Origin of the sequence: Helicobacter sp. 'house sparrow 1', assembly GCF_900199585.1 — a bacterium.
Lineage (GTDB): Bacteria > Campylobacterota > Campylobacteria > Campylobacterales > Helicobacteraceae > Helicobacter_H.
Genome location: NZ_FZQY01000004.1, coordinates 351832 through 373001, shown reverse-complemented (window position 1 = coordinate 373001; position 21170 = coordinate 351832). Strand labels below are relative to the sequence as shown.

Annotated in this window: 18 protein-coding genes; 8 read left to right on the top strand and 10 right to left on the bottom strand. The window is 33.0% G+C overall.

What is annotated here, in order from left to right; all coding sequences use genetic code 11:
• Positions 1 to 7: 7 nt before the first annotated feature.
• From C6H31_RS02240 to C6H31_RS02215, 6 genes are all read right to left on the bottom strand, one after another.
• Positions 8 to 859 (bottom strand): ParB/RepB/Spo0J family partition protein, encoded by an 852-nt coding sequence (locus tag C6H31_RS02240; protein WP_104697174.1) that lies wholly within the window; start codon positions 857 to 859, stop codon positions 8 to 10.
• The gene (locus tag C6H31_RS02235; protein ID WP_104697173.1) at positions 859 to 1653 is read right to left on the bottom strand and encodes a ParA family protein; all 795 of its coding nucleotides are present in this window, start codon (positions 1651 to 1653) and stop codon (positions 859 to 861) included. Before C6H31_RS02235 ends, C6H31_RS02240 begins: the two co-directional genes overlap by 1 nt.
• 11 nt (positions 1654 to 1664) lie before the next feature.
• Positions 1665 to 2279, bottom strand: a complete 615-nt coding sequence (locus C6H31_RS02230) for a biotin--[acetyl-CoA-carboxylase] ligase (RefSeq protein WP_104697172.1) — start codon at positions 2277 to 2279, stop codon at positions 1665 to 1667.
• Positions 2279 to 3190: a methionyl-tRNA formyltransferase gene (gene fmt, locus C6H31_RS02225; protein ID WP_104697171.1), complete on the bottom strand. Its 912-nt coding sequence runs from the start codon at positions 3188 to 3190 to the stop codon at positions 2279 to 2281. Before fmt ends, C6H31_RS02230 begins: the two co-directional genes overlap by 1 nt.
• A 27-nt stretch (positions 3191 to 3217) precedes the next feature.
• Positions 3218 to 4279 (bottom strand): GTPase ObgE, encoded by a 1062-nt coding sequence (gene obgE / locus C6H31_RS02220; protein ID WP_104697170.1) that lies wholly within the window; start codon positions 4277 to 4279, stop codon positions 3218 to 3220.
• A gap of 65 nt (positions 4280 to 4344) precedes the next feature.
• Positions 4345 to 9030 carry an autotransporter outer membrane beta-barrel domain-containing protein gene (locus C6H31_RS02215; protein ID WP_104697169.1) on the bottom strand — a complete coding sequence of 1562 codons (4686 nt, stop codon included), beginning with the start codon at positions 9028 to 9030 and terminating at the stop codon, positions 4345 to 4347.
• A gap of 146 nt (positions 9031 to 9176) precedes the next feature.
• Between C6H31_RS02215 and C6H31_RS02210 the strand changes: the two genes are divergently transcribed.
• Positions 9177 to 10136 carry a transaldolase gene (locus C6H31_RS02210; RefSeq protein ID WP_104697168.1) on the top strand — a complete coding sequence of 320 codons (960 nt, stop codon included), beginning with the start codon at positions 9177 to 9179 and terminating at the stop codon, positions 10134 to 10136.
• 41 nt (positions 10137 to 10177) lie between these two features.
• Here C6H31_RS02210 and C6H31_RS02205 read toward each other — a convergent pair whose 3' ends face one another.
• Positions 10178 to 11341, bottom strand: a complete 1164-nt coding sequence (locus C6H31_RS02205) for a CCA tRNA nucleotidyltransferase (protein WP_104697167.1) — start codon at positions 11339 to 11341, stop codon at positions 10178 to 10180.
• A 48-nt stretch (positions 11342 to 11389) separates the two neighbouring features.
• On the opposite strand from C6H31_RS02205, the gene queC reads away from it, so the two are divergent.
• From queC to C6H31_RS02190, 3 genes are read left to right on the top strand one after another with little or no spacing between them, the layout of a single operon-like run.
• A complete protein-coding gene (queC, locus tag C6H31_RS02200; protein ID WP_104697166.1) occupies positions 11390 to 12058 on the top strand; it encodes a 7-cyano-7-deazaguanine synthase QueC in 669 nt (222 codons plus the stop codon).
• Positions 12059 to 12109: 51 nt separating this feature from the next.
• A complete protein-coding gene (locus tag C6H31_RS02195) occupies positions 12110 to 13099 on the top strand; it encodes a tRNA dihydrouridine synthase (RefSeq protein ID WP_104697165.1) in 990 nt (329 codons plus the stop codon).
• A complete protein-coding gene (locus C6H31_RS02190) occupies positions 13099 to 13980 on the top strand; it encodes an outer membrane beta-barrel protein (protein ID WP_104697164.1) in 882 nt (293 codons plus the stop codon). The genes C6H31_RS02195 and C6H31_RS02190 overlap by 1 nt, the downstream gene beginning before the upstream one ends.
• 5 nt (positions 13981 to 13985) lie before the next feature.
• On the opposite strand, the gene C6H31_RS02185 is transcribed toward C6H31_RS02190, so the two are convergent.
• On the bottom strand, positions 13986 to 14633 hold the full coding sequence (locus C6H31_RS02185; protein WP_199768130.1) for an ABC transporter ATP-binding protein: 648 nt from the start codon (positions 14631 to 14633) through the stop codon (positions 13986 to 13988).
• Positions 14634 to 14681: 48 nt separating this feature from the next.
• Entirely contained in the window at positions 14682 to 15932 is a 1251-nt protein-coding gene (locus tag C6H31_RS02180) for an apolipoprotein N-acyltransferase (protein WP_104697162.1), read from the bottom strand.
• An 82-nt stretch (positions 15933 to 16014) separates the two neighbouring features.
• On the opposite strand from C6H31_RS02180, the gene C6H31_RS02175 reads away from it, so the two are divergent.
• From C6H31_RS02175 to C6H31_RS02160, 4 genes are all read left to right on the top strand, one after another.
• Entirely contained in the window at positions 16015 to 16593 is a 579-nt protein-coding gene (locus C6H31_RS02175; RefSeq protein WP_104697161.1) for a CvpA family protein, read from the top strand.
• Positions 16594 to 16616: 23 nt separating this feature from the next.
• Positions 16617 to 18125, top strand: coding sequence for a lysine--tRNA ligase (gene lysS / locus C6H31_RS02170; RefSeq protein WP_104697160.1), 1509 nt, complete (start codon positions 16617 to 16619; stop codon positions 18123 to 18125).
• Positions 18126 to 18140: 15 nt separating this feature from the next.
• Complete coding sequence (locus C6H31_RS02165) at positions 18141 to 19391, top strand: serine hydroxymethyltransferase (protein WP_104697159.1); 1251 nt, start codon at positions 18141 to 18143, stop codon at positions 19389 to 19391.
• Between the two features lie 94 nt (positions 19392 to 19485).
• On the top strand, positions 19486 to 20280 hold the full coding sequence (locus tag C6H31_RS02160; RefSeq protein ID WP_104697158.1) for an SPOR domain-containing protein: 795 nt from the start codon (positions 19486 to 19488) through the stop codon (positions 20278 to 20280).
• Between the two features lie 41 nt (positions 20281 to 20321).
• On the opposite strand, the gene C6H31_RS02155 is transcribed toward C6H31_RS02160, so the two are convergent.
• The gene (locus tag C6H31_RS02155) at positions 20322 to 21083 is read right to left on the bottom strand and encodes a sulfite exporter TauE/SafE family protein (protein WP_104697157.1); all 762 of its coding nucleotides are present in this window, start codon (positions 21081 to 21083) and stop codon (positions 20322 to 20324) included.
• Between the last annotated feature and the right edge of the window lie 87 nt (positions 21084 to 21170).

Here is a 21170-nt window from a genome sequence, read left to right as displayed (position 1 = left end):
TCTAAGCTTATTTTTGAAAAAACAAAAGCAGAGATTCTATCTCCTCTTGTCTTTCAAAACTTATTAAAATTTTATTGTTTTGTATCTTTGCATTAAAATTTTTATCAATCAAAATTTCTTGCAATTTTTGAAGTTTAAGATCACTTTTTTCTTTTTTATTAATAGTGGGATTTTTTATATTGGCTTTTAAATTCTGAGACATTTTCTCTGTATCTCTGACACTTAGCTTTTGCCCTAAAATAGAATCTAACATCAATTTTTGATTCTCAGCATTAAGTCCTACAAGAACTTTTGCATGGCCTTGAGAAATCTTTTCTTCTACTAGAGCTTTTTGAATCTCTGGCAAAAGGGCTAATAATCTTAGAGTATTTGTAATTTGTGTTCTTGATTTTTTTATCTTTTGTGCAAGCTCTTCGTGTGTGATTCCATAGTCCTGCAATAACTCTTGATAAGATTTTGCTAAATCAATAGGATTTAAATCTTCTCGTTGAATATTTTCAATCAGTGCCAACTCTCTAAGTTTGGCTAGATCAATCTCTGCAATAATTGCCTTAATAGTCTTTTTCTGTGCCATTTTACTTGCACGCAATCTACGCTCACCAGCAATTAAAACATATTCTTTATTCTCATCTAGATACACAATGATAGGTTGCAACAACCCGTGTTCTAATATGGATTGTGATAATTCTCTGATACCATCTTCTTGAAAAGTTTTTCTAGGTTGATAAGGATTTGTTTTAATAAGATTGATATCTAATTCAACAATCAAGTCCTTATGATCACTCATATTATTTTTATAGGCCTGTTCCACATCACCTAAAATTGCATCCAGCCCCCTACCTAAAGATTTTTTTGCCATTATGCACCACACAAAATAGATTGGGCTAAATTTTGATAAGCAATGCTACCATTTGATTTTACATCATAAAGTAAGATAGGCTTTCCAAAGCTTGGTGATTCTGCAAGTTTAACACTTCTTGGAATGATTACATAACTGCTCTCACCATTGTTAATATTTTTAAAAAGCTTTGTATTGAAATGCTGAGACAAGTCTGCAAAAACTTGTTTTGAAAGGTTATTTTGGGTGGAATACATGGTTGGTAAAAATCCTTTTATTTTTAATTTTGGGTTGATACATTCTTGTAAAAGCTTTACTGTGCTTAAAAGTTGTGCTAAGCCCTCAAGTGCAAAAAACTCACATTGTATTGGAATAATCACAGAATCTGCTGCACTTAAAGCATTGATTGTTAGGGGCCCTAGTGCAGGAGGAGAATCAATAATAATAAAATCATAAAGTTCTTGTATTTCCTGAATACCCTTTTTAAGTAAGAGTTCTCTACCACTTGTCTTTTTATCATAATATTCTTTTTCAAGTCCCACTAAACCAATATTAGAAGGAGCTAGATGCATATGAGGCATTTCAGTCTCTCGGATGATCTGAGATAGCTTTTTACTTCCCATTAAAACATGATAAATATCAAACTCTATATCACTACGACGAAAACCAAGACTGGTAGTAGCATTAGACTGCGGATCAAAATCAATCAATAAAACATTCTTCTCTGCTAAAGCTAGAGATGCGGCTAAATTTACAGCGGTTGTTGTTTTACCAACGCCTCCCTTTTGATTGGCTACAGCAATAATCTCACCCATATCTCACTCCATCATCTTAAACTATAAAAAATTTTTTCATCAACACAAATAGAACCATCTTCTAGCAATTGCGCGTTACTCAAAGACAATTGATTTTGTTGCTGATGAAAACTAAACTTTGAACTTCTATAAAATTCTAACTTATATTTTCTAAAAACTTGCTTCCATTCCAAAGTATTTTTCAATTTTTCAAAAAATTTATTCAAAAGTTTTTTTTTATCAAGTTCTATGCCTAAATTTGCAAATTTTTTACTTCTAAAATTTAAACCTATCCCACATACAACTTTATCTTGTTTATAATTGACAATAACTCCACCTATCTTAGATTCTCCAAAATAAAGATCATTAGGCCATTTAAGCCATATATCAAAACCTTCTTCGCATAAAATCTCTTTAAATAGATAACCAAAAAATATTGAGGCACTTTGTATTTTTAAGTCTTTAGGCAAGGAAGCACAAGAAAGGCAAAATGAAAAGTAAAGCCCACTTTCTACACCCTCCCAAGTATTTCCACGACTTCCAATACCATTTGTCTGTTTCAAAGCAACAACACAAATATTTTCTTGAAGCTTTTGTAATAAAAAAGTCTGTGTGGATTCTAAGGTATCAAAAAAAACTATTTCCATTACTCTAAAATCATCCCAACACTAAATCTCCTGCCTATCACATAAGCACTTGCACTTACTTTTTGCTTATTTGGAGCCTGCAAACTACCAACCCTGATACTCCCCTTTTGACAGCCTATTTCTATAAAGTCTTTTTGAATCTGTAAAATTTCTCCCTTTTTATATTCCTTACTCACATCGCCTAATGTAACATCAAAAAGCTTCAATCCATTTTCTAAAAAAATACTAGGCCAAGTTCCAAATGCTCTATATTTTAAAACAATCTCTCTTGCATTTAAAAACTCTATTTTACCTGCATCTTTTTTAATTTTTTTACAATAGGTTGCTTGAGCATGATTTTGCGCCAGAGGCTTAATCCTATTTAGATTATTTAACACTTCTTTTACTAAATCTGCACCAATATTTGCAAGTTCAATACTCAAACTTGAAAGATCTTGATTGTTATTACTAGGAATAATACTTAATCCTAAAATATCTCCACTATCAAGTCCCTCTTCCATCTGCATTGCACTCACACCCCATAGTTTATCATTATTTAAAAGCATTTCTTGAATAGGACTTGCCCCACGATATTGTGGTAATATGGAGGCGTGGATGTTTATACATCTAAAACTTAGAAACTCTCTTGGCAAAATTTTTCCATATGCTACCACCAAAATCACATCAGGATTTAATTCTTTGATTTGATGAAGGGATTCTTCTTTAAGGTTTGAGGGTTGAAATATGGGAATATTAGGATAGTTTTGACTTAAAAATTCTTTTGTATCTGGGGCTTTTAGCTCTTGCTTTCTTCCAAATGGTTTATCAGGTTGGCAGAAAAGTCCTACCACCTGAAAATTTTGAGAATCCAAAAGAAGTTGTTCTAAAATTATCTTTGCAAAAAGAGGGGTTCCCATAAATAAAACTTTCATCTCATCACCTTAAATATTAAATAAAAGTTAGCCTTTTAATGCCCCAAAAATAAGATGTTTTAATGTCTTAAGATTTAGATGTGTAACTGATGCAATAGGTAAAATAAAACAGGGTTTATTTGAATCTTCTTTTTGAATAAAAATACCATAATCACTAGAGCAATCAAAAAGTCTTTTTTTTGTATATTCACAACCTACTTCTTGGAAAAATTCTTTTAATATTTCTTCATTTTCCAAGCTATCCACCTTACTTAAAACAATTCCAAAATTTCTTTCATAGAGACTGCTTGAAAAATTTTGTAGTTCTTTTTTGAGATTTTGATATTGCATAAAAGGGTTGCGATAATTTGTTACATCAATTACAAAAAGTAAAAATTTAGTTCTTTCGATATGTCTTAAAAATTCTATTCCAAGACCCCTTCCCTCACTTGCTCCATCAATAATGCCTGGGATATCTGCTATCACAAAAGACTGATAACCATCCGCATCCACAACTCCAAGATTTGGAATTAGAGTAGTAAATTCATAGTTTGCAATCTCTGGTTTTGCATTTGATAGTGTTGCAATGAGTGTAGATTTTCCAACATTTGGATATCCAACTAACCCCACATCAGCAATTAATTTAAGCTCTAATCTAATATGCCTTTGCTCTCCTGCTAGACCACTTTGCGCATAGGTTGGGCGCTGGTTGATTGAATTTTTAAATCTTGCATTACCAAATCCTCCCTTACCTCCACTTAAAATTTTTACCTTTTGGGTTTGATTTGTAAAATCATAAATTACTTCATTTGTATCGACATCATAAAGAACTGTTCCTGCAGGAACCTTGATGATTAAATCTTCACCCCTTTTTCCTGAACAATTTTTTGGCATCCCTGGTTGTCCATTCTGTGCCCTATAGTGCTTCTTCCCCCTAAAATTTGAAAGCGTATCTGCATTATTATCAATGACAAAATATACATCTCCGCCATCTCCGCCATCTCCGCCATCAGGGCCACCATTTAAGACAAATTTCTCACGCCTAAAGGACACTGCACCAGCACCGCCCTTACCACTAAAAATAAAAATATCCACACAATCTACAAACACTCTTTTTCCTTATTACTAAAGACCTAAGGGCCTAAGAAATAAATCTATATTTAAGGTTTAAATATTTAGTTGGAATTAAATTTATACTTAAATCCAACATTTCCATTAATAAAATACCTATCCCAAGATATTTTTGCACCCACACCAAAGGTAATTGCCATATTATCCCTGATTCCTATTTCTCCCCCACCAATCACAGTAAGATAGGTTCGCACTATATTATCTACCTTATAACTTATGGCATTATTTGCACTACTTGCAAAATAGACTTGAGAATTTCCTGTAATTGCAAAAAGATCTTGCTCTAATCCTGGCATTATATAAAGATATTTTTTATCATCGACATATTTTCTTACTTCAACAAAGGCAGAAAGTGTCATCATATTAGAATGTCTAGAATTTATATTGATTCTTGCATCCGTGTTTCCATTAGCCTCTGAATTATATTGATACATATAAGTAAGTCCTGCAAGAGGTTTGACATATAAACCTTCATTGATATTAATAGGGAAGACATAACCATAGCGCGCAGTAATATTTGTAGTGAAATTACTTGATTTTATAGTCTGTGAAGTAAGGGTATTTTTAAGATCCAAGCTATTAAATCCAAAAGTTTCACTCACAATTGCATCAATTTCGTGTGCATCTACATAAGCTCTTATGTAAGCACCAATTTCAAGATTATTTGAGCTATTATCTGTTTTTACTCTTGTATCCTTATTAAAGCTATTAAGACTTGAAAGTGCATAAGCATAAGTTGCATAACCACCCACAAGGACACGACCAAACATTCTATCATAGCCTGCAGAAAGTCCTCCAAGTGCATTATAGCCTCCACTATACTTACCACCAAATCCACCTATTGCCATAGCCCAAGCATTGTGATCATAATCAAAACGATCTGTATAACTATAAAGACTTGAGCTAATATCTGCAAACTTTTTATTTTCTAAACTTCTAATTGCCTTTGCAAACTCTACACTTTCTCTATAAGGATTTGAGTTTTGCGCCAATCTTGCAGCAGTATTTAGTGTAGAAGTAAAATTCACACGACTAATTAACTCTAAATTATCTTGGGTGATATTACTCAGTGCATCAAAAGAGTTATCAATCGTGTTGATATCATCAATAATTTGTTGTGCAAGACTTAAATCTCCAGTATATTGGAACTTTTGTAAGTTCAAGAGAATAGTTGAGCTAGCAACCCCACTTGTATCCACAATCCCTTGCAAAATTTTATCCACATTAGGATTTGCATTTTCAATTTGATTGATTCCTGTGAGTGTGTTTTTAATTACAATGTTTTCTGTATTTGGTAATTGATTGTAGCGATCCTTAATACTTTGAAATACCGCATTCACACCATCTTTTTCTAGAGTCTTTGATTTTACTGCGCTAAAGCCTATGATTGCACAACCCTCAAGTGTATTAAAATCACAAGTACCTGTTCCTTTTTGATAAACCTTATTAAAAGTTACAAAGTCTGAATAGACACCTTTACTTCCAACATTTGGCCAACCATTTGTAATATTATCTAACTTCGAGCTCCCATCAACTACAACAACGCCCTCATTAGCGTTTGGCATACCACCAATAACAATCTCTCCTGTCGAAGCACTACCACCCTTATCACCATTTGTATTTCCTGCATTCAAACAAAATTTAGGGTCTGTTTTACAGAGTGTTTCATCATAAGTTCCATAGTCTTTTTCGCTTGTTGTAGGCTTATCTGCACCACTGCTTGAAGTATCAGGACCCTTGCCAAAGTTGATTTTCATTGTAAAATCACTAGCACTTGAAACTTCAGAGCCATCTTTTAGGATTTTCCCTGCAACAAGAAAGTTATATTGTTGATTGAGTAAAATAGTATTTTTGCCACTTAGATTGCTTAGATCAATTACAAAATCTGGCATTGAGATACTCTTGCTACCATTTTTTACAAAGTTAATTGTCCCGCCTGTATAGTTCCCATTACTATCAGCAGTTCCTAGGATATAAAAACCTCTAGTATTTTTGGTGTAATCATCATCACTCAAATACATTGTAAAGGTATTATTACTTCCTGCTTTCCAAGTTACATCATAAATATTATTATTTAGTGTTGTAGTATTTTCTTTTAGTGAAGTAATAAGCAATCTAGAATCTCCACGAATTGCAAGATTAACATTATCTAAAGTTAGTGCTGAATTTGTCCCATCAAACCCTGATTTAATGAGAGAATTTACCCCTCCTGCTGCTTCAAGTGTTCCTTTTTCTATCTTTAAAGAGTGATAAATATTTTTTGTAACATCTTTATAATTATCATCCTTATCTTGATATTTGTAAGTATCAATTGTATTGAGCGTTCCTCCTGATAGACGCAAAGTTCCACTCTCTCCATTTGTAAAAGTAATCTGCACAGCTTTAAACTTATCAGCATCTGTTCCAGCAGATCCAGTCGAGGCTGGTTGCTGAGTTTCTAAATTTGGAGCCTTTACATATTCCTTGTCATCACTTCCATCTTTGGTTGCTTTTGTCCAGTATCTCCCATCATAACAATAATCAGTCCCTACGCAATAAAGATTTAAAGTTCCACCATTTTGGATTGTGGTTAGGCCATTGTTTGTAAGAGTTGTGGAGCGAATTACTGTAGCACCAGAATCTACGACAAATTCTGCTCTTGTTTCATTCTTTTTATTTGCAGCCCAAACCTCTCCTTCAGGCAAAAAGCTAGAACCATCTTTATCTACACCACTATTTTTATTATCTTTGATTTTTTCTTTTTTTGCCTCAGTGATTACTAGAGCTTTGGTATTATCAGTCTTTGCATCACTTTTTTTATTTTTATTCATTCCATCATAATCTTTAGAATCACTCTCTTGAGTAGTTCTTGTATCAATTGTCCCACCTGTAGAGGTGAAAACCCCTGCATTATAAAGAATTTGACTTCCAGAAATTTGTGAAAGATCCAGCGTAGCATTATCGCTTAGCTTCAGCTCTCCAAAATTATAAGCTACCTCTGCTTGAATTTGCGTCTTTCCTCCGCTAAATACCATTACCCCTGCTTCTTCCTCTGTAGTTGTGGTTAGAGTGGCATTTTTTGGGATATTATCTGCACTAGAAATACTAGAGCAATCTGTATCACCTACCTTACAGGTTGTTTTGGTTGTCGCATAATTTGCAAGCACAACCTTTTTATTAGAAGCATCTAAAATATTTGTATTTACTCCATCGCCTTTAAAAGTAATGGTTCCTTGATTGTTAAAATCCAAAATTCCATTCTGAACATTTTGCGAACTTACTGCATTTTCTGATGAGTTGTAGGTTCTATCAGTTCCTGCAATTTTTTTAAGGTCTAACTTTGCACCACTTTGGATAGTAATACTTGCATAATTATCTAAAGACACAGTCTTTGCATCAAAGATCAAACTTGTATTTTTATCATTCACAGTTCCACTACTTGCACTCGCTCCCACAGTGATGCTTGTAAGTTTATCTTTAGCTCCTGTAAGGATTAAATCTTTTGCACCATCTGTTTTTATCCCTGTATTATCAACCTTAATTGTGAGCTGTGCGCCAAAAAGTTCTTGGTTTTCAGTACTACTACTTGCATCACTAGGTGCTTTTCCTGTAATATTAATGCTTTGAGAAGCAATCTCAAAAGCCTTTGCGGTTGTAGTTGTGCTATCAAAATTAAAAGAGCTTTTATTATTAGTAGCCTCACTACTTAATTTATCTTTTGTATTTTCTTTTGCAGTGATATTGATAGTCCCCACACTCCCTTTGTCTGTAATTTTTAGAGCGCTATCTTTGAAAGTTAGGGTTGCATTCTCAAGTGTAATCTTGCCCTCATTGTTTAGGTCAATAAAAAAGTTTATATTGTTTTTTTCATTCTCACTATTCTCAGCACCTGCCACTCCATTTACAGCTCCTGCATTCTCTGCTTGATCATACCTAGATAGTGCATTGGTGATTTTTATTTCACCCTTATTCACTACACTTTGACCTGTGGCTTTAGTGCCCTCCTTTGTCTCACCAAGATTAAAATTTATTGTGCTTTTTTGACCTCCCATAGAAGTAAGATCAATAATAGCACCGCTATCAATGCTATAGGTTGCATCATTGTATTCACTTTGGAAATTTAGAGTTGCTTCTTTTTGCCCGCTACTACCTGAGTCTGATTGATCCACTGCATTTGCATCTACTTTGATGGTGCCCTTAAGCGTAACACTTGCAAAACCCCCTGTTTTACTTGTGCTATTTGTTCCACCAATAGGCCCTATATAAAGATTAGATCCTGAAAAGATATTTGCTCCATTAAGAGTAAAGCTAGTATAGGGATTGGGACCATTTAGAATTGCAAAATAGGTATCGCTTTGACCTTTTGTCGTTGTATCTTTGGCAACAGAAATGTAGTTAAAATTCTCTAAAACAAGACTATCATTATTTCCTGGTGCTGCAAAAATAGCAGTAGCTACAAGTGGTGTATTAGCCTTTGAGGCACCCTCTGCTGTAGTAGCTTCAGATTTTTCAACTAAAGAGAGTGTTTTACCCGAACTACTGCTCCAAAAATAATCTGTATTTTCTTTCAAATCACTAGAAGTTGTAGCCGTAGTACCATCTTTTTTAAAGGCATGTTTAAAACTAATAGGTCTTCCGCTTGTAGTCTCTGACTCCCCTGTGGAAAGATCCAAAGAAATATCTGTCGCTAAAGCAACTCCTCCAAAAAAAACCGAACTTAATGCCAAAGAAATAAATGATCTTTTTTTCATAATAAACCCTTAAAAACCTAAATGCATTGTCATTAATACCTATTATTTTACTTAGAGAACATAAATCTTAGATTATAGAATACTTTTGTTTAGGTTTTGCTAAAATAATGCCAAGTTTTAGTATTTTGATATTTTAAGGGTAAAAAATGAACAATGGTTTTAGTTTATGGTGTGATTTTATTGAGAGAGGATTTTTACAAAAAGATTTTAAAGATTTGCTAGATAAAAAGTTTTTTTATGGTGCTACAAGTAATCCTGCGATATTTGCAAATGCATTAAAAAATCCAATTTATCAAGAAGCAATTGAGAAGCAAAAAGGAAATAATGCAAAAACAATCTATGAAAATCTTGCAATAGAGGATATTAAAAAAGCCGGGGAGATTATGCTTCCTTTATGGGAAGAAAATAAGGATAATGGATATATTAGTCTTGAAATTGATCCTTTTTTGGAGAACAAGGTAAGTGAGAGTATTGAGGAAGGAAAGAGGCTTTTTAAAAGTATCAATCTTCCTAATGTAATGATCAAGGTCCCTGCTACAGAATCTGGATTTGAAGTAATGGAAGCTTTGATGAGAGAAAATATTCCTGTAAATGCTACTTTGATCTTCTCAAAAAAGCAGGCTAGAAGTTGTAGTGAAGCTTTTAAAAGTGGTAGAGGAAGTAAAGATACAAGGGGTGTTATTAGTGTTTTTGTCTCTAGATTTGATAGAGCTGTAGATGAAAAGTTGGATGCTTCACTTAAGGGCAAACTAGGTATTTTAAACGCTCAAGATTGCTATCTTGATATAGAATCTCTGGGAGAAAGTTACACAAGGGTTCTTTTTGCCTCTACAGGGGTAAAGGGAGATAGTTTGAGTAAGGATTATTATATCAATTCGCTTTTGCATCCTCATAGCATCAATACAGCCCCTCTTGATACCATTCTCTCTTATTATGAGAATCCTCAAAGAAATATCCAAACCTTTATCCCTAGCTCTGATATCTATCAAGAATTAGATAAATTTAAAGAGTTAGGAATTGATAGAGAGGTTTTAGGGGAAAAATTACTTAAAGAGGGATTAGAGGCCTTCAAAGAGGCATTTGAAGCTTTACTAAGAAGTTTTTAAGGCCAAAATCTAAAGTGCCTTTAATGGCCTTTAGATTGATTTTACCTACTCTTATATGTATTTTTTCTGGTGGCTTTATGATAGGAGTTTAATTTTCTAGCAATATGTTTTAATAACTCTTCTCTTTGATTTTTCAATTCTCCCCTTATTACTTTATCTAGTATATCTTGCAATACTTCACCTCTTTGCTTGCCCTTAAAAGCTAATAAATCTGAACCATTTACCTTTAAATCTTTGATTTTATAGGTTTCATTTTTCTCAAAAATCTCTTGTAAGATCTTATATTTTTCCTCATCTTGAACTAGAAACTTCTCAACCCACTCTCTAGGATAGAGAGATAGCATTTTTTTAATTGCAATTTTATCTTTGAAATGTGTGGAGATTTGCCACTGCATATAGGCTTTAATCTCTTCTTTTTTTGCTTTAGAGAGATTAATAAAATCTAGCTTTTTAGAATCTTTTAGAATCTGGGCATTTCTAAGACAAAAATCACTAGATAACTTTTGTGGTAAAGAAATCTTATCTTTAAAGATGACCTCAAAGATTGGACTAAATTGTGGAAAAGTTTTTGCAAAAAATGGTGCATTTAGCATTTTTTCCCATTCTGCTGTAATACGCTCCTTTGAAATAAAAGATAAAAGTTCTCTATTTTCTAGCATAGATTGTTTTGTAAGTTCTTCAATTTCAAAATCAAACCTTGAAGCAAAACCTATGGCACGCAATATTCTAAGCGCATCTTCTAAGAATCTCTGCTTTGGATCTCCAATTGCTCTTAAAATTTTATTTTTTAAATCTTGTTGCCCATTGTGATAATCTATAATCCCTTTTTGTGGGTGATAAGCAATTGCATTGCAGGTAAAATCTCTGCGCTTGGTATCCTCTAGCAAACTAAGTGAAAACTTGATGCTCTCTGGCTTTCTAAAATTCTTATACACACTCTCTTCTCTAAAAGTTGTAATCTCATAAACTTCATTATCCAAAAGCAGAGCAATTGTTCCAAACTCTATACCAATATCTATTGTTTTAATTTTATGTTTTTGAAAAATTTCTAGCATTTCTTTGGGTGTAGCCTGTGTAGTAAAATCAAAATCTTTAGGCTTATTATGAAGTAATAAATCTCGAACGCAACCACCTATCAAATATACTTCAAAATCTTTTAGAAAATCAAAGATTTTTAGCACATTTTGTGGTAATAAAAACATCATTTAACCCCTATTTTTTGGGTATTATAACAAAAATGATCAGGGGCTGTAATGGATAGATGTTTAGTGATTTTTAGCGGGGGTCAAGATAGCACCACGGTAGCGGGGTGGGCTAAAAAAAAGTTTGATGATGTATTTTTGCTTGGATTTAATTATGGGCAAAAACACAAAGTAGAATTAGAGCAAGCAGAAATTATTGCAAAAAAGCTAGATTTACCCCTTAAGCTTATTTGTATTGATTTTTTAAATCAAATTAGCGAATCTGCTCTTTTTGCAAATAATTCTCAAGATGTCAATCAACCCCATATCGCCAATAAAAAACTTCCTGCTTCTTTTGTGCCAAACCGCAATGCATTATTTATTACTTTGGCTCATAGCTTTGCACAAAAGATAAATGCAAATCATCTTGCCATTGGGGTATCAGAACAAGATTATAGCGGATATCCTGATTGTAGAAAAGAATTTATAGAAAGCATTGAAAATACTCTAAATTTAGGGGCACAAACCCAAATTAAAATCCATACTCCCTTGATTGCGATGACAAAAGCAGAAGAATTTAAACTCGCAAAAGAATTGGGAATCTTAGAGGTTGTTTTAGAAGATTCTCATACCTGTTATGAGGGAGTAAGAACACAAAGGCATCCCTGGGGTTATGGTTGCAGTAAGTGCAATGCTTGTATTTTGCGTAAGAATGCTTATGAAATATTTTTATCTCAATAATGGGCTATAATAAGTCAAAATATTTTACTAAAAATAGAGGTTATAGAGCTAATGCAAATTTGTTTTGATAATCTTTTAATGCTAGCTCCTCTAGCAGGCTATACAGATTTGCCCTTTAGGAGTGTGGTAAAACAATTTGGTGTGGATATTACAGTAAGTGAGATGATAAGCTCTCATGCTCTTGTTTATTCCAATGCCAAAACCCTAAGAATGGTTGAAAAATCACCACAAGAAACTCCCTATTCTGTGCAAATTTCTGGTTCAAAAATTGAAATTATTACAAAGGCAGTAGAATGCCTTAATACTATTGATGGTATTGATATTATTGACTTTAATTGTGGCTGTCCTGCACCAAAAGTAGCAAACCATGGAAATGGAAGTGCTTTACTTAAAGACTTACCCCTGCTTGTAAAGATTCTAAATACAATTAAAGAGGTAAGTAATAAACCCTATAGTAGCGTGAAAGTTAGGCTTGGATTTGATAAAAAAATCCCCATTGAGATTGCAAATGCATTAAAAGATGCAGATGTTGATTTTGTGGTAGTCCATGGGCGCACAAGGGCAGATGGTTATAAAAAAGATAAGATAGATTATGAAAGTATTGCAAAGATAAAATCCATTTTAAATATCCCTGTGATTGCAAATGGTGAAATTACAAACTATGAGATAGCAAATAGGGTCTTAAATCAAACGGGTGCGGATGGATTGATGATAGGAAGGGCTGCTATTAGTATGCCCTGGATTTTTTGGCAGATTAAAAATAAAACTACAGAAATACCTCCTATCATTAAAAAAGAATTAGTTTTAAAACATTTTGATGCAATGGTAGATTTTTATGGAGATCGTGGTGTGATTATGTTTCGAAAGAATTTGCATGCCTATGCAAAAGGGCATCAAGAAGCAAGCACTTATCGCAATCAAGTCAATAATATTTCTGATGCTAAAGAAATGCGAGAAAGTATTGAAAGGTTTTTTGAAACTCATCTTTTGATCCAAGATGAGTTGCCACAACTTGTAACACTAAACAAAAAGAGTATGTAGTGAAAAAAAAACTATTTTCTTTTATTTTTTTCTACTTTAGTTTTTTAAGTTTTGTTTTTGGTATTGAAAATAATCTTTTTGTGGGATTTGGAGCTGGATTTGGTAGCGCTTTAAAAACAGATTTTTCACAAATTATCACAAAAGATAATAATAGTTGTGAGGGCGGTGTGTGTATTGGTGGAGAATCTTTTGGGAGATACAAAGGTCATAGTAGCCCCACTTTTAGATTTATTTTTGGAGATGAAGCAGTTTTTGATAAATTACATATATCAGGTCTTAGAATCTATGGAGGCATAGAAGTCTCTCAAGCATCACTAGGAAGTCTAGAAGGCAAAGCAACCACTAAAGCCCCTAGAGATGAAAATTTTCAAACAATTACAGGAGATAATAATGGCACCCCCATTATCTCATCTGTTAATATGCTAAGTCCAAGAACCCAACAGCAATTTTTATTAGGCAATGCAGTTATGACTACCTTTAGTCTCAATCTTGACTTCTTTGCCAACCTACCTCTTGATTATTTTTTTTCAAAAAAATGGGCAAATTTTCCATTTATGAAACTTGGTGTTTTTGCTGGATTTGGTGTAGAAGTTAGTTTGCTTAAAAGTAATTATTGGGTTAATGAATCTTTTTATGGCAATCAAGAGGATGCATTTTATGCCTCTGGGAATGGATTGTTTTTAAATTTGGGAGGACAGCTCTATCTTAGCAAAAATGATCGCCTAGAAGTTGGGGTAAAAATTCCTTATTATTATCTCAAACACACTTCTTGGAATAGTGTTAATGAAACTACAAATATTTGGGCAGAACAAACCCTAAAACAAAGCTTTGAGATTCAAAAGAATTTAGAAATAAGAGTTGCTTATACATTTTATTTTTAGCTTATTTAGTTCTCTTGCACCAGCTTTTTATCCTTAAGTCGATATACAAAATCACAGCGCCTTGCTAATTCTTCATCATGTGTTGCTAGAATCAATGCAGAATGATTTTTCTTAATATATTCAAAAATCTTATCCATTACGCTTTTTGCAGTTTGAGAATCTAAATTTCCTGTAGGTTCATCTGCAAAAATTATCTTTGGTCTTTTGCATAAAACCCTAGCAATAGAAACCCTCTGTTGTTGTCCTCCACTTAAGCTTCCTATATTTTGAGATAGAACATCCTTTATTTGTAAAGCTTGCAATACCTCCTCATCAATCAAAGTCTCTGCAAGCAAAGTGGCAATTTTTAAATTCTCTTGCGCACTAAAACCTCTAAGTAGATAATGGGATTGGAAAATAATCCCTAAATCATAGCGTCTAATTTTTAAAAGCTCTTGCTTAGATAAAGCATAAACATCCTCTTTGCCACAAAGATCGATTTTTCCCTTATTGGGAGGTAGCATTGTGGAGAGATGGTTTAATATGCTTGATTTTCCACTTCCACTTACTCCTAAAATTGCCATAGATTGGGAAGCTTCAAGCTCAAAGTTTAGATTCTCATACAATAAATGTTCAAAACTATGTGTAAGGTTTCTTGCTCTTAAAATCATTATTATTTCCTAGTCATTTTTATCTGCCTCTTCCTATCTATCCTTACATTTTTAAAATAGGCTTGGAGAAATGATCATAGAATTTGAAGAGTTTGCACTATGCAAAATCAAAGATTTTGAGATTCTAGCATAGTATTTCAATAAAATTTGCTGAAAAAATGGCTCTATGCTAGGATCAAACCAAGCATTATTGCTGATTACCACCACATATTTTGGCTTATCTTTATAAATAATACTTGAGGTTCCCTCATAACAAATCGCATTTCTAAAGACAAAGTTTTTAACCTTAAAATCCTTTGGTTTTTCTGCAGATACAAATCCCTCTGTTGTGTTGAAAAAAATTTTTTGCAAAGGCTTTGCCAAAAAATCTGGGAGTGGAATCTTCTCCCCAAAAGGTGCTAATACCACCTTATCAATAATCTCTACTTTGCCTTGATTAAAAATATAAGTAGAATTAAAAACTTGCTGATTATCCGCACGCAATCCTCCTGCAACAATTGTAATATCCCTACTTTGCTCTTTTAGTTCTTTGAGTAAAAATAAATCTTGATTAAGAAGTGTGGGAAAAGCTGTTTCTGGAAAAATAATCATTTCTTTTAAATCTTCTTTAGCCTGCTTAATCATTTCAAAATTTTTTCGCACAATCTCATTGAAACTTGTTTGATCCCATCTGATTTTTTGGGGGATTGAAGTATGAACTAATTGAATTTGCAAAGGAGAATTGTAAGCAGTTTTAAAATCAGTTTGGAGGGTTGCAATAAAAAGAAATAACACTGCAAGAGTTTTTTTTCTTCCTTCTTGAGTTAAAAATAAAACTAAAGCAACCAGAATACAAAACAAGCTAATTTTATCCACGCCAAAAATACTATAAGCAAAAAAAGATTCCACAAAAAGCCAATCAAAATAAAATGGGTGTATAAATCCTAAGATAAAAACACTAAAGCACCGAAAAAATATATTTTCAAACCACAAAAGAAAAGTAAAAATAACACCATAAATAGATGCTACTGCTAGGATAATCAAAGGCATTAGCCAAGGCATAGGAGAGAATCTAAAGCTTAAAGATATCCAATAAAATAGAAGAACTCCAGTATAAAAACCAAAATAAAAGCGTGTTTTTTTTGGAACTTTTATCAACGCAAGTAATGCACAAAGTGCAAAAAAACTATTAAAAATAATATAAGTCTTTTGAAGCTCAAAACTTAAAAAAAATGCTCCACTTAATATAGGCAAACTAAAAACAAAAGCTAGGCAAAATACCTGAGCTTGTTTTTTTAAAAAATCCAGTTGAATACCCTTCATCTTTTTATCCCATAAAAAATCAAATATTTTTGGTAGAATAGCACAATATTTTTAGTTTATTTTAAGTTTTGATTGGAATCTTATGAGCTATGTTGATATTGTAGTTTTAGCACTTGTTTTAATTTTGGGCGCTAGGGGTTTTTTAAGTGGTCTTATACATGAAGTTGCAACACTAATTGGCATTGTTGCTGGGATATTTTTTGCTTCAAGGCTATCAGGTGAGATGGCAGTATTTTTTAATCAACACATCTATAATATCAATAGCTCCTCCGCCTCTCTTGCACTGGGCTTTATTATTGTATTGTCATTTTTTTGGATTGGCTTTATGATGATTGGGATTGTCTTTTCAAAACTCATCAGATTCACAAGTCTTAGTCTTTTAGACAGGCTTTTGGGTTTTGTATTTTCTTGTGTTAAGAGTTTTTGCATTCTCTCTTGCATTATCTATGGGATTAGCGAAATTAAATTTGTTAAAGAGATTGACTTTATGCAGAAATTGCCACAACAAAGTAAAATTTATGATGCTATGCTGGACACTGCTCGTATAATTGTACGATTTGATTCTGTTAAAGAGGTAGAAGAAAAGATGCAAGGATTAAACAAAAAAGTTCAAAAATCCATAGAACAAATCCAAGAAAAAATCCAAGCTCCACTTCAATAAATAAACATAACTAAGGGATGAATATGTTTGAAAATCAATATATTAAACAAAGACTTCTTAAGGTACAAACTCTCAAAGATTTAAATTATAATCCTTATTCCAATCAGGCCAAAAAAACAATCTCTAATAAAGATTTTTCACAAAAATTTGAATATCTAAAAAATCAGGAAGAAAAAAGGGATACAGATAACAACTTTTATGTAGTGGGGCGTGTCAAACTCTTAAGGATGATGGGGAAGGCTTGTTTTGTCAATATTGAGGATGAAAGTGGAAATTTGCAGATCTATATTTCCCAAAATGATATTAAAGAACAATTTGATATTCTCAAAAAAACTCTTGAGGTTGGAGATTTTATTAATGTTTGTGGATTTCCATTTGTAACAAAAACAGGAGAATTAAGCCTCTATGCTTTAGAATATAAATTACTAACCAAGTCCATTGTCCCTCTACCAGAAAAATTTCACGGGCTTACAGACATAGAGCTACGATATAGACAAAGATATGTAGATCTTATTATGAATAGGGAAGTTAAAGAGACTTTTAAGCTTCGCAGTCAAATTATTTCAAAAGTGCGTAAGTTCTTTGAAGAAAAAGGGTTCTTAGAAGTGGAAACTCCAATGCTCCATCCTATACCTGGGGGAGCAAATGCTAGACCTTTTATCACACATCATAATGCACTTGATGCAGATAGATATCTAAGGATCGCCCCAGAGCTTTATTTAAAGCGTCTCATTGTTGGTGGATTTGAAGCAGTTTTTGAGATGAATAGAAATTTTAGAAATGAGGGAATGGATCATTCTCACAATCCAGAATTTACAATGATAGAGTTTTACTGGGCTTATAAGACCTATGAGGATTTAATCAAACTTACTAAAGAATTTTTTATCTATCTTTTAGATTCTCTAAACTTAGAGCACAAAATTACTTATGGTAACTATGAAATTGATTTTGATCATTTTGAAGTTATTGGATTTAAAGATGCTCTAGAAAAGATTGGCGGGATCCAAAGAGAAATTATAGAGAGTGAAGAAAAATTGAGAGATTTTCTAGTAAAAAATCAAATCAAAATCGAACCACAAATGGGCTATGGAAAACTACTTGGTGAGGCCTTTGATGCATTTGTAGAAGAAAAACTCATCAACCCTACTTTTATTACACAATATCCTATTGATATTAGCCCTCTTGCAAGACGCAATGATAATGATTATCAAATTGCAGATAGGTTTGAGCTTTTTATAGGCGGAAGAGAGATTTCTAATGGCTTTAGTGAGCTAAATGACCCTATTGATCAATTAGAAAGATTTAAACAACAAGTTAAAGAAAAAGAAGCAGGAGATGAAGAGGCCCAATATATGGATGAAGATTATGTCTGGGCTTTAGGCTATGGGATGCCTCCTACTGCAGGACAAGGTATAGGGATTGACCGCTTAGTAATGCTTCTTACAAATGCAAAAACAATCAAGGATGTTATTCTATTTCCTGCAATGAAAATAGTAAAATCAGATTCTGAAGATGATTCTTCAATCCTATAAAAGAGAGGTTTTATGATGGCTTATTATTTAGAACAAACAGATAAGGAAATCTTTTTAAGCATCCAAAAGGAATTTAAAAGGCAAAATGAGCATCTAGAAATGATTGCTAGTGAAAACTATACCTTCCCTAGTGTTATGGAAGCTGTTGGAAGTATTCTAACCAACAAATACGCAGAAGGCTACCCTTTAAAAAGATACTATAGTGGTTGTGAATTTGTAGATGAAATTGAAACCATTGCAATTGAGCGTGCAAAAAAACTTTTTGGATGTAATTTTGCAAATGTCCAACCCCATTCTGGATCTCAAGCAAATACGGCTGTATATTCTGCACTACTTAAACCTTATGATAAGATTTTAGGGATGGATCTAAGCCATGGAGGGCACCTCACACACGGTTCAAAAGTAAGTATTACAGGTCAAATGTATCAGAGCTTCTTTTATGGTGTAGATCTTGATGGAAGAATTAACTATGACAAGCTTCTTGAATATGCAAATGTAATTAAACCCAAAATCATTGTTTGTGGCTTCTCAGCCTATACTAGAGAGTTAGATTTCAAAAAATTTAGAGAGATTGCAGATAGTGTTGGTGCATTGTTGATGGGTGATATTGCTCATGTGGCTGGTCTTGTAGTTGCACAATGCTACCCCAACCCTTTCCCATATTGTGATGTTGTCACTACAACTACGCATAAAACTCTAAGAGGCCCTAGAGGTGGGGTGATTTTATGCAATGATGAAGAAATTGCACAAAAAATCAACAAAGCTGTCTTTCCTGGTAATCAAGGAGGACCTTTAATGCATATCATAGCAGGCAAAGCTGTAGGTTTTGGTGAGAATCTTAAGCCTGAATGGAAAACTTATGCACAGCAAGTCAAAAACAATATCAGCGAAATGGCTAAGGTTTTAATCAATAGAGGCTATGATCTTGTAAGTGGTGGAACAGACAATCATCTTATTTTAATGAGTTTCTTAAATAAGGATTTTAGCGGAAAGGATGCGGATATGGCTCTTGCAAATGCAGGAATTACAGTAAATAAAAACACTGTTCCTGGCGAAACAAGAAGTCCTTCTGTGACAAGTGGTATTAGAATTGGATCTCCAGCATTAACAGCTAGAGGCATGAAGGAGCAAGAATTTATTTGGATTGCTAATAAAATCGCAGATATTTTGGATGATATTCATAACCAAAAATTACAAGAGGATATTAAAAATCAAATTAAAGAACTAGGAAATAAGTTTCCTGTTTATGATAAGCCAATCTTTTAACAAGCAATCTAGTTATGCTCTCTTATTTACCAAAAAAGCATAATATGTTAGCTTTGTGCAGAGTTAGTTTAATTTCAAAGTAAGGAGAATAAAAATGGAAGAAAAAGATTTTAATGAGTTATTATTTGAGGAGAAAAAAAATCCAAAAAATGTAAAAAATGTCATCATAGGAGCAATTGGCATTGTAGTAGTTCTGACTATTGCTCTATTAGTATGGTCTTTTACAAAAAATTCTCACAACAATATTATTGAGCAAACACAAAATACTCAAACAGAACATATTGCAGATGAGTTTCAAGACTCCTCAAAAGATTTAAGTGATAATTTTAATAGCGATGATCGTTTTGAGCAGATCTTACAAGATGTAAGACAAGAGGCAAAAAATGCAAACCAACATCCATCACTAGATCAAGACCTTTTACAAAATCATCAAAATCATATATCTCAGGCACCTTCTGATCAAGAATTAGCTTCTCCATCTCAAGATTCTGTAGATAACCAGCTTCAAGCAGCACTAGATCTAAAAGATGAGCCAAAAGAAATAATGATGCATCACGAAGAAATGGATAAAAAACCAATTCAGGTAGAAAAAAAAGCTGTAGAACATAAACCACAAAAACAACACAAGGTTCAAAAAAAAGCTGCAGCTAAATCAGGCTCTGTTGCAACAAAAGGTTCTTATCTGCAAGTTGGGGTATTTAGCAAACAACCAAGCAAAGAATTACTCAATATGCTTAAAAAACATTCTTATAGAACCCAAGAAATCATTATCAATGATCAAAAGCTTACAAAATATCTTGTTGGTCCATTTAAATCAAGATCTGAGGCAAGTAGATATAAGGAATCTCATTCAGAATTGAAGCATTCTGTTTATTTTGAAATAAAATAACCACCTTCTCTCACCATCCCCCCACCAAGAGAAAGGCTCTTTTAGAGCCTTTCTAAAAGATGAAAAGTTGTCAAACTCATTGAAAAGGTATACATTATCAGTAAAAAGACTTTATGAATCTTTAAACTAATTCTTTGCACAAGATAAATTCCAACACTTACACCCACTAATGAAGCAATACCAATGATGGATCCTTTCTGTATTACCTCCAGATTAATAATATGATTTACAAAAAGAGAAATACTTCCTGATATGGAAGAAAAGATGATAAAAAACAATGATAGAGCTGTGGATTTTTTTGTATTATACCCCAAGTAATACCCTAAAATTGGAACAATCAGCAATCCTCCACCTATACCCAAAGAAATTGCAAAAACTCCTGTTAAAGAACCTGCTAAAAACAAAACTATTTTTTTATGTTGATTTGTTTCAAGTTTCTTATCTTCTGGATTATCTTTTTTCATTAAAAATTTCAAAAAAGAATAAATAATCACAAGCAAAAATAAAAAAGTAAGGAGAAAATCACTAATGAAACCTAAAACAATACCACTAAAACTAGCTCCTACTAATCCTCCCAAACCCAGTATCACGCCCTCTTTTATCTCAAAAGTTTTATTTTTTAAATTTAAAATACTTCCAAATAAAGAGGCAAAAATCATCTGCACTACAGAAATACCAATAGAATGTTGTATTCCCATTCCAAAACTAAGCATCAAAGGAACAATCAGTGTGCCACCTCCCAAACCAAATAGACCAGAAATCATACCCGAACAAAACCCTATGATAATTAATAAGAATTCCATCATTTTCCCTTTAATTCTCTTATTGTTATGATATATTTTAATATCATAACCCTAACTCTTATCTAAAAATTTTTTTTGATACAATTA

What these genes read in the sequence shown, in the direction of transcription:
- C6H31_RS02240 (WP_104697174.1), bottom strand. Translation starts at nt 859, where the DNA reads ATGGCAAAAAAATCTTTAGGTAGGGGGCTGGATGCAATTTTAGGTGAT.
- C6H31_RS02235 (WP_104697173.1), bottom strand. Translation starts at nt 1,653, where the DNA reads ATGGGTGAGATTATTGCTGTAGCCAATCAAAAGGGAGGCGTTGGTAAA.
- C6H31_RS02230 (WP_104697172.1), bottom strand. Translation starts at nt 2,279, where the DNA reads ATGGAAATAGTTTTTTTTGATACCTTAGAATCCACACAGACTTTTTTA.
- fmt (WP_104697171.1), bottom strand. Translation starts at nt 3,190, where the DNA reads ATGAAAGTTTTATTTATGGGAACCCCTCTTTTTGCAAAGATAATTTTA.
- C6H31_RS02215 (WP_104697169.1), bottom strand. Translation starts at nt 9,030, where the DNA reads ATGAAAAAAAGATCATTTATTTCTTTGGCATTAAGTTCGGTTTTTTTT.
- C6H31_RS02210 (WP_104697168.1), top strand. Translation starts at nt 9,177, where the DNA reads ATGAACAATGGTTTTAGTTTATGGTGTGATTTTATTGAGAGAGGATTT.
- C6H31_RS02205 (WP_104697167.1), bottom strand. Translation starts at nt 11,341, where the DNA reads ATGATGTTTTTATTACCACAAAATGTGCTAAAAATCTTTGATTTTCTA.
- queC (WP_104697166.1), top strand. Translation starts at nt 11,390, where the DNA reads ATGGATAGATGTTTAGTGATTTTTAGCGGGGGTCAAGATAGCACCACG.
- C6H31_RS02195 (WP_104697165.1), top strand. Translation starts at nt 12,110, where the DNA reads ATGCAAATTTGTTTTGATAATCTTTTAATGCTAGCTCCTCTAGCAGGC.
- C6H31_RS02180 (WP_104697162.1), bottom strand. Translation starts at nt 15,932, where the DNA reads ATGAAGGGTATTCAACTGGATTTTTTAAAAAAACAAGCTCAGGTATTT.
- C6H31_RS02175 (WP_104697161.1), top strand. Translation starts at nt 16,015, where the DNA reads ATGAGCTATGTTGATATTGTAGTTTTAGCACTTGTTTTAATTTTGGGC.
- lysS (WP_104697160.1), top strand. Translation starts at nt 16,617, where the DNA reads ATGTTTGAAAATCAATATATTAAACAAAGACTTCTTAAGGTACAAACT.
- C6H31_RS02165 (WP_104697159.1), top strand. Translation starts at nt 18,141, where the DNA reads ATGGCTTATTATTTAGAACAAACAGATAAGGAAATCTTTTTAAGCATC.
- C6H31_RS02160 (WP_104697158.1), top strand. Translation starts at nt 19,486, where the DNA reads ATGGAAGAAAAAGATTTTAATGAGTTATTATTTGAGGAGAAAAAAAAT.
- C6H31_RS02155 (WP_104697157.1), bottom strand. Translation starts at nt 21,083, where the DNA reads ATGGAATTCTTATTAATTATCATAGGGTTTTGTTCGGGTATGATTTCT.